Origin of the sequence: Mesorhizobium sp. M4B.F.Ca.ET.214.01.1.1 (assembly GCF_004791545.1) — a bacterium.
Lineage (GTDB): Bacteria > Pseudomonadota > Alphaproteobacteria > Rhizobiales > Rhizobiaceae > Mesorhizobium > Mesorhizobium abyssinicae.
This window is the reverse complement of the sequence record NZ_SRUX01000006.1, coordinates 116380-128593: the sequence shown is the minus strand read 5'-3', so window position 1 is coordinate 128593 and position 12214 is coordinate 116380. Positions and strand designations below refer to the sequence as shown.

Annotated in this window: 8 protein-coding genes and 3 pseudogenes; 6 read left to right on the top strand and 5 right to left on the bottom strand. The window is 59.4% G+C overall.

Annotated elements, in window-relative coordinates:
- The first annotated feature begins 6 nt into the window (after window positions 1-6).
- The 4 genes and pseudogenes from EN857_RS14125 to EN857_RS14110 all read left to right on the top strand — a co-directional run bounded on the left by EN857_RS14125 (window position 7) and on the right by EN857_RS14110 (window position 4210).
- On the top strand, window positions 7-750 hold the full coding sequence (locus EN857_RS14125; RefSeq protein WP_245511307.1) for a S16 family serine protease: 744 nt from the start codon (window positions 7-9) through the stop codon (window positions 748-750).
- 230 nt (window positions 751-980) lie between these two features.
- Window positions 981-2042 (top strand): hypothetical protein, encoded by a 1062-nt coding sequence (locus EN857_RS14120; protein WP_135858782.1) that lies wholly within the window; start codon window positions 981-983, stop codon window positions 2040-2042.
- Window positions 2043-2140: 98 nt separating this feature from the next.
- On the top strand, window positions 2141-2611 hold the full coding sequence (locus tag EN857_RS14115) for a hypothetical protein (protein WP_128187052.1): 471 nt from the start codon (window positions 2141-2143) through the stop codon (window positions 2609-2611).
- 280 nt (window positions 2612-2891) lie between these two features.
- A pseudogene (locus tag EN857_RS14110) lies at window positions 2892-4210 on the top strand (DUF2130 domain-containing protein).
- A gap of 644 nt (window positions 4211-4854) precedes the next feature.
- Here EN857_RS14110 and EN857_RS14105 read toward each other — a convergent pair.
- The 5 genes and pseudogenes from EN857_RS14105 to EN857_RS14090 all read right to left on the bottom strand — a co-directional run.
- Window positions 4855-5733 carry a TIR domain-containing protein gene (locus EN857_RS14105; RefSeq protein ID WP_128187056.1) on the bottom strand — a complete coding sequence of 293 codons (879 nt, stop codon included), beginning with the start codon at window positions 5731-5733 and terminating at the stop codon, window positions 4855-4857.
- A gap of 78 nt (window positions 5734-5811) precedes the next feature.
- Window positions 5812-8337, bottom strand: a complete 2526-nt coding sequence (locus EN857_RS14100; protein ID WP_128187058.1) for a S8 family peptidase — start codon at window positions 8335-8337, stop codon at window positions 5812-5814.
- Complete coding sequence (locus tag EN857_RS14095; protein ID WP_245511306.1) at window positions 8327-9616, bottom strand: ATP-binding protein; 1290 nt, start codon at window positions 9614-9616, stop codon at window positions 8327-8329. Before EN857_RS14095 ends, EN857_RS14100 begins: the two co-directional genes overlap by 11 nt.
- Window positions 9617-10084: 468 nt before the next feature.
- Entirely contained in the window at window positions 10085-10258 is a 174-nt protein-coding gene (locus EN857_RS34705) for a hypothetical protein (protein WP_189522814.1), read from the bottom strand.
- A 69-nt stretch (window positions 10259-10327) separates the two neighbouring features.
- Window positions 10328-11329 (bottom strand): annotated as a pseudogene (locus EN857_RS14090) (RHE_PE00001 family protein); the annotation flags it as partial.
- On the opposite strand from EN857_RS14090, the gene EN857_RS35635 reads away from it, so the two are divergent.
- Window positions 11237-11434 carry a hypothetical protein gene (locus EN857_RS35635; RefSeq protein ID WP_281035924.1) on the top strand — a complete coding sequence of 66 codons (198 nt, stop codon included), beginning with the start codon at window positions 11237-11239 and terminating at the stop codon, window positions 11432-11434. The pseudogene EN857_RS14090 and the gene EN857_RS35635 overlap by 93 nt on opposite strands.
- 56 nt (window positions 11435-11490) lie before the next feature.
- Window positions 11491-12214 (top strand): annotated as a pseudogene (locus EN857_RS35230) (transposase); the annotation flags it as partial.

Below are 12214 nucleotides of genomic sequence, written 5' to 3'. Positions count from 1 at the left end.
GGCGATGTGACCCAGGAAGAACTCTCGGAAATCCTTGGGTTGGCTCTTGAAGGACGCCGCCGCGTGAAGGAGCAGCTCAAGAAGATGGGCTCCTTCGAATATTATCAGACATCGTTCAGCTACACCCTCCAAGAGACTGGAGAGGAAAAATTTGTAGGTGTGCCCGAACAAGGGGGACGCGATCTAATCTCCATGGATCCGCTTTCTCCCGGGACGGTATACACAGCGGGCGTAACGTCTGATGGAACAGTCGGCCTTTACCGCTTGGAGGTTTCAGTATCGAGCGGAACCGGGAAGTTAAAGATGGCCGGCGGAATTGCCGGTGCAATGAAAGAATCCGTCCAGCGAGCTTTCAGCTACGTACAGGCGAAAAAGACGGAATTCGGCATTGCGCGCGATCTCGACATTTCGGACATACACGTCGAGGTAATCGACCTGCTTGGCAATCGAGTCGAGGCTGAAGTTGGGGTCGCCTTCTTTGTGGCATCCTATTCCGCACTCAGGAAAGCGCCTGTCAGCCCCGCATTGCTGGTGTTGGGAGACATGAGCGTCCAGGGGAATATCAAACCTCTTCGGTCCCTCACGGAGCCGCTTCAAGTTGCGAAGGACAACGGTGCAAAGCGCGCACTCATCCCGATCGAGAATAAGCGAAACTTCCTGGATGTAAGCGCTGATATCGTCGAACAGGTCGACCCGATCTTCTACGGCGACCCCAGAACAGCCGCTATGAAGGTGCTCGGGAGCTTATAGCCAAAAACTGTATTCGCCGCGCCGTTGCTGCCGACCTGTCGCATCGGCGCCGCCATCGCGGAGGCGTACCTTCCGTCGCGGCGACAAGAGCGTGGAGCAAACGAATGTTTGGAATTCGCGCAATGTGCCAATGTGCACCGCGGCACCTTTGCTCATCTGGATTTCTACTATTCCGCTCAATCCGGGCCAGTCAGGACAGTGATCGCTGTCGACAACATGGCGTGCGCCCTATGGAAATGCTTAGGTCGGGGAAAACGGGGGACGACATGCTTAGGCTGATTTATGAGACGAAAGCGAAGAAGGCTGCGCAGGAAACACTTGCGGAGATCGTGAAGGACTCGCTGCCGTCACAGGGGACGCGAAGAATCGGCTTCAAGGGCGGCAACCGCGACCGCGAACTATTCTCAGCCGGCGAAGGCGAACTCTGGGCTTCGATCAGCAAAACTCCTGAGGACACGACGATCCCGAGATACTGGAACGCGTTCGGCATCTTCGAGCCCGAACGAAAAATGCAGCTCATTGCAGTAGAGATCAACGTTCCTTCCGACACCAACGGCTGGCAGGTCGCCGGGGCCTTCGCACAAGACGACGAGACTGGCGACGTCCACCTGATGCACGATGGCGCGGTCGGCGGCGGACGTCCCGGCATTGGACAGGAGGCCTTCCTGATCTCGGCGAACATGCGCATGGTCGAGGTCCTTTGCGAAGACGGTCGGTTCCGTAAGGCCATACCCATCGGCAACATGTCTGACGCGGGCTTCGTCGGCCGCCTGGCGCGGTACGTCAGCAAGGTCGCGGATTTCAAGCACGCCGTTTCCGAAGGCGAACTGGAGCCCGCCGAGCTCCAGAAGCGGGTCGAAGAGGCCGAGAGCTACGACAAGGAATTCTCGGGAACTAAGCGCGGCCGGCGCGGCGGAACGTTCGCTTACGAGACATATCATGGCGAGATCGTCGACATGGTCGTCGCCGAAAGGCATGCGGCGCGCAAGCCGGACGAAAAGGTCTACAACACCCAGCTGATCGACTGCTACGTGCGTCGGGCGGGAAAGATCACCGAAGTCTACGAGATCAAAACGGGCGTAGGCAGGCAGCAACTCTACACCGCGATCGGGCAGTTGGTGACGCATGCTGCTGTCAGCAATGCCGCGAAGTTTCTCGTTGTCCCGACTGACGAACATATGCCCAAGGGTTTCGACAAGGCCATCAAAGCGCTCGACATCACGGTCCGCGGGTTCAGGCTGGCAGGGACGAAGCGGAAGCGGATCATCGAACTGGATCCGGTCCGCACCTGATGGCTACGAAAATGAATTGGCAGCGTACGCAGCCTGGCCGCGGAGGGTTCGACGAACGCACAGCACACGAATGGCGCAGCGGCCCGGAGCTGACTGAATTGGACCTGACAACCATGCCGAATAGCCGGTCGGCGGACCTATTGCTGCCGCCGACCATCTACTGGTCCGTCAGTCTTGCACGATCATTCCCTGAGGCAGACGAACCCGGGCATCAGCGCTTGCGGCAGGCAGCGATCACAACGGCCGCTGCGGTCTACAAGAGTCACGGGATCAACAGGCTGCTCTCGCGGTCATTGGCGCTGTACGAGCGGGCTAGTAGATCGAAGCCATTTCCGAGTGCATACTTCGCTCTGTATTTCGATCTTGAAGCCATGAAGATCGCGCTCAATAGCCGCTTCACGCACGATCCGCTGCCACGCCGAAACCTCTCTAAGTTCTACAGATACATGGAGGTCATGAACCGAAGCCGATGCTGCTGGAGCTTTGAGGATGGCGGTTTCAACGGATTAATGGATCGCATGTTAGGAGCACCGGGCAAGATCACAGCGAAGGGGTTCTCCGGTCCGTGACCGTGACAACGATCATGCCGGCTTCCTGCCTGGCTGATGGGCCTCATCGCCTCGAACACCTTGTCCAGCCTCTCCAGGCTGATCCCGCGCAGTTCGACCGGCTCCATCCCAATGCCACTCCCGCCGCTCGCGCAGGCGCGCCATTCCACAAGATAAAGCGCCTCCCCTAGCTTTGCGGCGGGGATAACTCGTTAGTTCACTCTTTGTTCTTTTCCGAAAGTGCCTGGCGGATATAGTCTGGCGTGTCCTTCAACAGATTCCTCAAGGAGGCAGCGCGCAGATGACCGTCCGGCCCACTAATACCATGCTGCAGGGGGACAGGATCCTCAATGAACCGACAATCCGCTGCCCAAGCTGCAAGACGGAAATCAAGCTCAATGAATCGCTCGCGGCCCCTTTGATTGCCGCCACGCGCGAAGAATACGAAATGCGCCTGGCGCAGAGCAACGCCTCGATGGCTGTCAAAGAAAAGGAGCTTAAGCGCCAGCAGGCCGAGATCGCCGCCGCCAAAGAGGACATCGGCAACCAGGTGGCTGAGCAAATTAAGCTTGAGCGTGCCGGAATCGCGTCGAGGAAGCGCGCAAGGCAAAATTGCTGCTTTCGGTCGATCTGTACGACAAGGACAAGAAGCTTGCCGAGCTCGAGGCGACGTTGAAGGCGCGCGACGAAAAGCTGACCGAAGCCCAGCAGCAGCAGGCGGAGTTCCTGAAAAAGCAGCGTGCGCTTGACGACGAGAAGCGCGAGATGGCGCTGACCATCGAAAGGAAGATCCAGGAGGGATTGGATGCCGTTCGCGTCAAGGCGAGGTGCGAGGCCGAAGACGGCCTCAAAATGAAGGTCGCGGAGAAAGAGGAACAGATCGCCGGCATGCAGCGTCAGATTGAGGAGCTGAAGCGCCGTGCGGAACAGGGTTCCCAGCAGCTGCAGGGTGAAGTTCTGGAGCTCGAGCTGGAAGCCCTCATTACCAGCCGGTTCCCAATGGACATCATTGAACCGGTTGCCAAGGGTGAGTTCGGCGGAGATGTCCTGCACCGCGTGGTCGGACCGGCGGGCCAGCCATGCGGCGCCATTTTGTGGGAATCGAAACGCACCAAGAATTGGAGCCAGGGTTGGCTCGGCAAGCTCAGGGCGGATCAACGAGCTGCGAAAGCGGATATCGCGCTGATGATCTCGGAAGCTCTGCCTCCCGGTGTGGAAACCTTCGATCTTCTTGACGGCGTCTATGTCGCCCATCCCAAATGCGCGATGCCGATCGCCATCATGCTCCGGCAATCCCTCATCGAGCTGGCGAACTCCCGCCTCGCCCAGGACGGCCAGGCTACCAAAATGGAGCAGGTCTATGGATATCTGACCGGTCCCCGGTTCCGCCATCGCGTCGAGGCGATCGTCGAAAAGTTCTCTGATATGCAGGAGGATCTAGCCAAGGAACGCAAGGCCACAACTCGCCTGTGGGCCAAGCGGGAGGCCCAGATCCAAGGCGTGATCGAATCGACTGTCGGGATGTACGGCGACTTACAGGGTATCGCCGGAAAGGTGATGCAGGAGATTGAGGCCTTGGATGTGCTGGCAATAGAAGCATCCCGGCCCGATACCGAATAGGGCGGTATGCAGCTCAGCAGGAAAACGATTGGCAATCTGGAGCGGCTTCCCCGGACGTAACCATCGGACTCCCTTCGGATGGCGTGAACAAAAGAAGCCCGCCGCACCTGAGGCAAACGTCGTCGGCTGATCGCTGTGGCCTGTCAGACCGCGCGCTCGAAGGAGTCAGAACAAGAGCTGCTCAAAATCGTACGCTAAGACCGAACGGAGCATGAATATCATGCCGCCTGTCGGATTGGTGCTGGCAAGCGAAGCGCCGGCTGCATTACCCGCACCCTGGCACTCCCCGATATCGCAGTTCTGCGGCCGACGCTCACGCCAGAGTTCCGGTTATGCGTCGACCATGGCGGATGAGCTGGAGCAGGCCACGGCCGGCGTCGCCCGTGCGTTCAAGCGCGATTAGACGAGGCAATTACTAAGAAATACACGACCGGCGTGAAGTTCGTTGACGGCGCCATGACGAGCTTTTGCAAGGCTTACTGCGATTTTCTTCAAGACTGGAACAAACGGGACGGAACGTCATTTATCCTGCCCGCGCCGAAGGATAAGTGGTGGGACGACAGCTGGTTCCAAATGAAAGTTGTTGAACTGCGGCGTGGGTTGAAGTCCGCCATCTCGCCCAGGTGTTGACTGGCTGGGGAAAGCTAGCCAATCAGCGCTAGGCGCTCGCAGATGAACTCCGAGATCCGGGCGGGGTCGAAGCGCCGTGCATCGACAAATCCATCGGTCTTGAATACGCCGTCGACGGTGCCGTCGTCAACGCGCACAAACATGATGCGCTGGTGATCGCGCTCCATGATGATGTCGCGGATCGCCCTGAACTCGACCCCGCACCAGTCTTTTCGTTGGTAGTCGGACCCGATGAAGACCACGATGAGCTTCGAACGGTTGCGGTATATGTCCTGCAGGAGCGTGTCGAGCGACGGCCGCGCTAGCTGCGAGACGTAGTTGTTGTCGTAGAAATAGGCGTGGGGGCCGATGCGAGCCTCAAGTTCCCGCGCGACCTGCTCGACTAGGGCGCGGACCTCGCCCGGAAAGGAGAGCCCGACATCGAACCCATGCTTGGTAATGTCGACCGCTCTCGCCGCCTGACGAGTCCAGGAAGGGAGTAAGATGCCGCGAGCGGCATGGAGCTCCTTCGGCAGATTGACATCCTTCACTGCCCAATGGGTTCGATTCATTTCCCAGTTGCCAATGTCGAGCTCGAAGCTAAGAGTGTCGAAATCAGCGACGGTGAGAAAAGGCTCGATCGTAATGATCTTGTACTCAATACGTGCCTGCCGTTGGCGTACGGTCACTTCACGGATGATGCCGAACTTGGGGCCGAGATCGCGGCCCGCCTCATAGGCAAAGATGCAAGGTAGGCGTTTCAATTCCGCCAGCGCAGCCTCGTCGAAAGTACCGAAACGATCTGCGATCTGCTTGTCAGTATACTCGCCATGTCGGACACAGCGAGTTAGATCGAGGATACAAGGCTCGCCTCTCCACTCCTCCTCCCTACCCGATACGAAGAGATTATACATTCACCCCCCCCTCAGAAATCTGCAACCCTACCAAGGAATAGAATGTAACTGCAGCCGGAGATCGTAAGCCCTTCTGCATCAGCCACGAGGCCGCAATCTTGTTGCCGTGCGAACATCTTGCGCTACTGCGTTGCTCGACTGAAGCCATTGGCGCATCTCTCCAAAGACCGGCTGGTCGCCGTCCGGATCCTCCAAGGTAAGGACCACGGCAAAAGGAACCCCTTCCGCCGGAAACTGCGCTTCAGCACGCACGAGGCTGGTGACCTCCAGTCGCCACTGAGAGGAGCTTCCGTTCTCGGCGAACGTGCTCTCATATTGCTTCGAGGGCCACCATTTCAAACCGTGATCGATGAGGGCCTTTTCAGGGATCGCGAGATTTGTCGATTTCGGCAGGTAGCGGGCCGCGATCTGGTTGGTGAACCGGATGCCGCCATCGGCTGCGGGCTCGGCCTGACGTTGCTTCAATGACGCTTCCAGGTTGACGCGAACGAATTCGGCGCCAAAAGCCGGATCGAGAGGCGGCGAGTAGACTAGTGTGATCTTGGCGCGGCCTGAGCATCGCCCGTCGGTGACCAGGCTCCGTGGCCACGTGAACGGAAAGCGAAGAATGACCGGCTTCTTCTCGCCTATGCTGAGTCGACTCTGGAAAAGCAGGGTGATCTGGTGGTCATCTGTTTCCAGCATCGTGTTGACGGCTCGCGGCGTGCCAAAACCCGCAAATTGCCGGCCGATGTCCCTAAGACCGCGCTTGGTCAACGGCTCTGGCATCGCCGTGTGATGAAGCAGCATTGCCCGGAGGGCATCGACTGACAGGCCACCCTCCGTGGCCACGTCGAGGCCCGCAAGGGTGCGCGCGACAAGAGGTGCGGCGAAGCTAGTCCCAACTACGCTCTCTTTGGTGCCTTTGGAGGACACAGACGAAAGCCCAGTTGGCCTTCCAAGTCCGCTCCCGCCTGCCCCGCCGTAGCACGCGACATCGGGTTTGACGCCGACCTGGAGTCCAGGTCCACGCGCAGTATAAACGGTCGGCGCGTCTGCGATCTGACCGGTGTCGGGAGGGTTCAAAGCGCCCACCGAGATTGATCTGACGCTCTCGGCTGGCTTGAATATTGTGTCTGGCGAGGTTCGGGAGGCGAAATAGTTGATGACGTCGACTGGTCGTTTTTGCCAGGCGGAACGCGACTGAGAGGGTGGCAGATTCCCGGCAGAGTTCACGAAAATCACGCCATAGGCATCCGCAATCTGATCGAGCCGCGAAGCATAAATGCTATATCGGTGCCGCTCGACCGGTGCGACCGCATTAATGGAAAGATTGAACACCCTAACGTCGCGCTCAGCCTTCGCCTGGGCGACAGCCTGCTCGATCTCCTCCAGGAAGTCGGAAAAGCCTCTGGGATATCGGGCCATAAAAGGTCCGCTCGGATAGAGCGGTATGTCGTAGAGATGGCAACCATTCGCCTCGGGCGCGACCGCCGAATTATTGAGAGCCTGCCCAATCGTGAGCAACCCCGCGACATTGGTGCCGTGAGCTGCGTCATATTCTCCGGGCGAAAGATAGTCGAACCTGCCAGCGACCCAGTCATCTAGAATTGGCGCCACTCCAGAGTCGATGACCCCGACAATCGGGTAGACGGACTGCTCCTGCGGAGTCGGAATTGTGACTGGCATCGCACTCGTCTCAGGTCCGGCTTTCGAGCGGTCATCGGTCAGTTCAAGCAACACAGGTGGCAGTATCGCGCGCACCAGAGGATGCTTCTGGAGTGCTGTCAGGGCCGCCTCATGTCTTTCGGGGTTGTAGTCCATTGAGGACGTCGTGACCTCCAGACCCGAATCGCTTCCCGCGACTCCGGTTAGGTTGTCGATCAGCGCTTCGACGGGTTGCGTCGTCAGTTGAACTTCCAAGACAGGAGTCCGACCGACCTCAAAGGCAAGATAGCTGCGCGCGCCGAGACCTAGCGATAGCAGCAACTGTTCCAGCGATCGCCGAAGAGCGATGTTCCCGATCGGATCGTCGGCAATTACTCTTTCGTACGGCGTCTCGAAAAGCTCAACCTGATATCCGGAGACCGCTCGGGGATCCTCGAGGGCGGCCAGAGCTGCCGCGGTGGAGAATGCTCGCTTCTGTTCCGGAGGCGCGATCTCAATGGTTTCGATGGCGCCAACTTCGGCGCGTGCGATGGTCGGAGCCTTGTAGGGTTCGTTATCCACGCGCCTATATTTGATCTCGACGGTGGCCTCGGCCTTCTCAATCCGCTGTCGCAGGGCCTTCAGATAGATCAATGGTGCTCGAAAATACAGTGTCCCCACCGCGTCAGCACCCACGCAAGGGAACTGATCCGGCTTAAATAGCCACCAGACAGGTCGGTACGATTTCGCAAGCGCCTCGTTGCGCATCTGAATCCTTAGATAGGCGGCTGGGCCGTAGGGGCTTTCACGAATCTCGTCGATGATCCGGTCGACCGCAGCCAGAAGCGAGTCTCTGTGCGCGACGAACTCCTTGTCAGCGCCTTCGAAAAAGTCTTTGTTCCGAGGCGGCTGGCCCGGATCTGGCGCCTGATGAAAGTCGCGGTCATTCAGGATGATCTGAACGGGGTTATTTGGCATACGAAGCCTCCACCAGTGGCAAATGCCGCTTCGACTTCTTGAGGTCGCTTACCCGTGACTGACCGTATCCTGTCGCTTCACCGATTTCGGTTTGCTTGAGCGAAAGAGCGCTATCATTTGCGATCAGGCTGACGAATGCCTCCTGATCGGCCGCGAGGATCCGCGCAGGCACATTATCATGATGTGGCGTACGGGCCAGGACAGAACTCAAAGCGTGGAATAGCCCCGGTCCGTCGTGAGATTCGCCGCTGAGCGCCAGTGTCCGTTTCACGGCCGTGCATACCCTTTCGATATCAGCCCCCGTGCGGCCTGCCAGACAGTATGAAAACACCCTTAGAGTCGAACCGGGCGCATCGATCGGCTGAAGGAAGCGCGCGATCAGGGTCTCGCGGGCGTTCTCGTCCGGCTCACCGAGGTGGAGTTGGGTTTCGAAGCGGCGCCAAACGGCTGGATCCAAGAGTCTGTCATGGTTTGTGATGGCTATCGTAATGCCTACACTTCGCCGAAGATCGAGATTTTGCAGCAGGGTGTTGACCACTCGCTTGATCTCTCCAATCTCTTGCGGGTCGTCCCTGAGCTTCGCCAAAGCGTCGAACTCATCCAGAAGCAGGACGCAGGCGTACCGGTTGGCAAAGTCAAAAAGGTTCGCGATGTTGCGAGCGGTGGTGCCCAGGAACGACGATATCAGGCCGTCGATCCGCGCCGTGATCAGCGGCAAGCCCAATCGAGCAGCGATATAGTGGGCGGTGACGGTCTTGCCCGAGCCAGGCGGCCCGTAAATCAACAGGGAGCGCGTGGGCGACACGCCGACGGCTTGTAGCACGGATTGGTTGGTCCACTCCCCTAATAGTCCCTCGACCGTCTCAAAAACGACGGTCGCATGAACGGGAGCCCGGCCGTTTCCGCCCGGGAAATTGATCGTGCACAACCGAGCGCCAGTCTCTCGATCAATCGGTGGGTTCACGCCTGGCTCAAGCACTTCTCCAACGACCTGCCCACGAGACATCTCCACGCGACTGGGGGCCATTTCCTGCGTGTCGCGTGCCGCAGCACGAAGCCTTTCCAGCGTGGCGGCATCCTTGCTCTCCCCAGCCTTTTCCAGACGCTCGCGAAGGCGCAACACCTGCTTGTCCAAAGCTTCGCGGTCTCCGGCGAGGCCGGCCCGAATGATGCTCTGAACAACCGCAAAATGTTCCATATCGAGAAACTCGCCTTCTGAATCGGTTAGTAGTGATGAATATCTCATTGCCGCCGATTCGACAAGGCTTTTCGCTCCCAAATATCGTCTCTTTACCGCGTTCTACCGGCCGTTCTGCAATTGTAATCGTAGAGCTAGCCGTTTCCATCAGCCCAGAGGCGATTCAGATCGTGCGGGTAGCAAGGGACAGTATTGCTTGTCGTCGGGAAAGCAGAGGGCTCATGCTATTTGGGCCTGTCGGCTCGAAGCTGGGATTTTGGCCGAGCTGAAGAACGATTAGTGAACGTCAGAGTTTGGCGTGAGCTTTGATCAGCATGGTTACATTGTCGGCGGTGAAACTTGAAGCCGCGGCGATCGGGAATACGGGGTCGGTTCAGGATGAGGGCGAAATGACACCCGGAGGCCATTCCGCATTGGCATCGGACCCATCCAGCATCCGATTCTCGAAGTCGTTAAGAGCGTTCTGCACCGTTATGTCGTCCATGACCAAATGCTACTTCGCTTGGCATCTCATGGAAAGCGCGGGAGACACGGCACCTGCATGATCGTTCAGGACGTTGGGTTGTCGCCGTTGTTGACGCCTCCCGTGGTATCGGCCTTGATCGAATGCTTGAGGAACTCCGCGTGACACACGTCAACTACGCGCTCGTCTCTAATGCAGGCGCCGATCACATCCAACGTATCCTGGCGCTCACGTGCGAGCGCATAGCGTCGGTCGGTCAACACCGGCCGCTGCCACTGCTGGAGCTTGGTGGGTGTACTGGGACGGAATACAGTCGGATTGACTTCGCGCTATAACACGCCCCACGCGCGAAACCTTCCCCTCCCCGTCATCTCGCGCAGTCCGAGCTCGCCGATAAGATTGAGCGCGCCCTGCTTTGTCACTTTTAGCCCCTTCTGAACCATGCCAGTCGAGACAAGTGGCCGCGACAGCACCAGCTCGATCAGGTCGGAAAGTTTTGAACTGACGCGCCGCTCCCGCAGCCGCCGTTCCATCTGGCTTTTCGCCATCACCAGCCGGTCATGCTCTTTCAACCCGGCGAGCGCTGCCTCGTGGATGGCATCGACAAAAGCCAACAACCGATCCCAGCGATTGCGCGCCCGCCGCCGCTCTCGTGGAATGGTCTTGGCGCCGAGCTGCAGGCTGGCGAGATGATTGGCGGCAAGACCCTCCTGCCGCAGCAGCGCGGCGACGAACAGCGGCCCGAGCCACGTGGCATGCTGCAGCACCTCGATGTCCGACCAGGCTTCGAGTAGGACCGCGGCGCGCAGGATGACCGGCAGATCGCCGGTCCTGGCCATCACATCCCGCCATTCGGCCAGCCGTTCTTCTTCATTCCAGTCGAGATCGTAGATCAAGTCCGGCCGCTCGTCCGAACGCGGCGTCCTCGCCGGCACGTCGGCGCCGCTCAGAATCTTTGACGAGCGTGCCAGTACGATATCGATCTCGGCAAATTCTTCGGCCAGAAGATCCTCGTCAGCGTCATCCCGACCACCAGCCTCAATGGGGCTGGCCCCCTCCACTTCCCGGCTTTTTTGTCCCGCCGCAGGCCTAGCGCCGTCCCGACCGGTCAGGGCCAAAAAACCGTCGCGACTGAGCGCCCAGTCCGGCTTCTGCACAAAAATGCGCCGACGGGTACGCAGCACCGCATGCGCACGAGTGAGTTCGTGGGTTGGGGTGCGAATGTCCATGTGGGCGTCGTGCAGGACGAGGTCTTCGAGGTGGACGAGCTCGCCGTCGAGCCACAGCGCGGCGGCTGCGTCGGCGAAGTGCTGGCGCTCGACAAAACCGTCGCGGACGGGGGAACGAGCCAGCCGCTCGTCAAGGCGGGCCAAAACCTCGGTGGCTGTCGCTTTTACTTCCCGATTTCAAACAGGGAAAAGTCAGGTGTTGTTTAGGTTTAGGCGCTACGACAGCCCCGATTTTTCGCTAACGATTTCACTGACTGCTCGATTTGCCGCACCGATTGCACAACCGGAAAGCCGCACCCGGCACGTCGCATTCCGACGAAGCATGGTCGGCGCACGTCGTCTCGCTCGCGAGCTCGACAGGATTCTCGACGGTTCGGGCCAAGACGCGCGGCAATCAACCGGGCCGCGGCCGAGCTGCGCCTCTCGACCCGCCAAGTCTACAATCTACTGGCGCGCTACCGCAACGATCGGACCGTGACGTCGCTGCTGCCCCAGTCGGATGGCAGCCACAAGAAGCGCCTTGATCAAGGCATCGAGGCGATCATTGCGACGACGTTGCGAGAGCGGTGGCTCGTGCTGGAGGCTCCGCCGCTCGCTCCCGTCGTGGCCGAGATCCGCGCTCGCTGCGAAGAGGCCGGCTTGGCCGCTCCGTCCTATCTCACGGTCGCCGGCCGGATACCGGGCTGTTCAGCCCCGAGGAGATCGCGAGGAAACGGTCCGCCAATCCGAAGCATCTCCAGCGGCTCAAACCGCGGCCGGGATACATCCATGCGGCGCCTCCGCTCGATGTCTGCCAGATCGATCACACGCCCACCGACATCAACTTCGTCGAGGTCGTCGACGGCGGCGGAACGTTCATCGGCCGGGCATATCTCACGATCGTCACCGACGTGGCCACCCGCTGCATTCTTGGCTTCTGCCTCACCCTCGAGAAGCCGTCGGCGCTGTCGGTCGCGCTCTGCCTGGCGCACGCCATGTGTCCAAGGG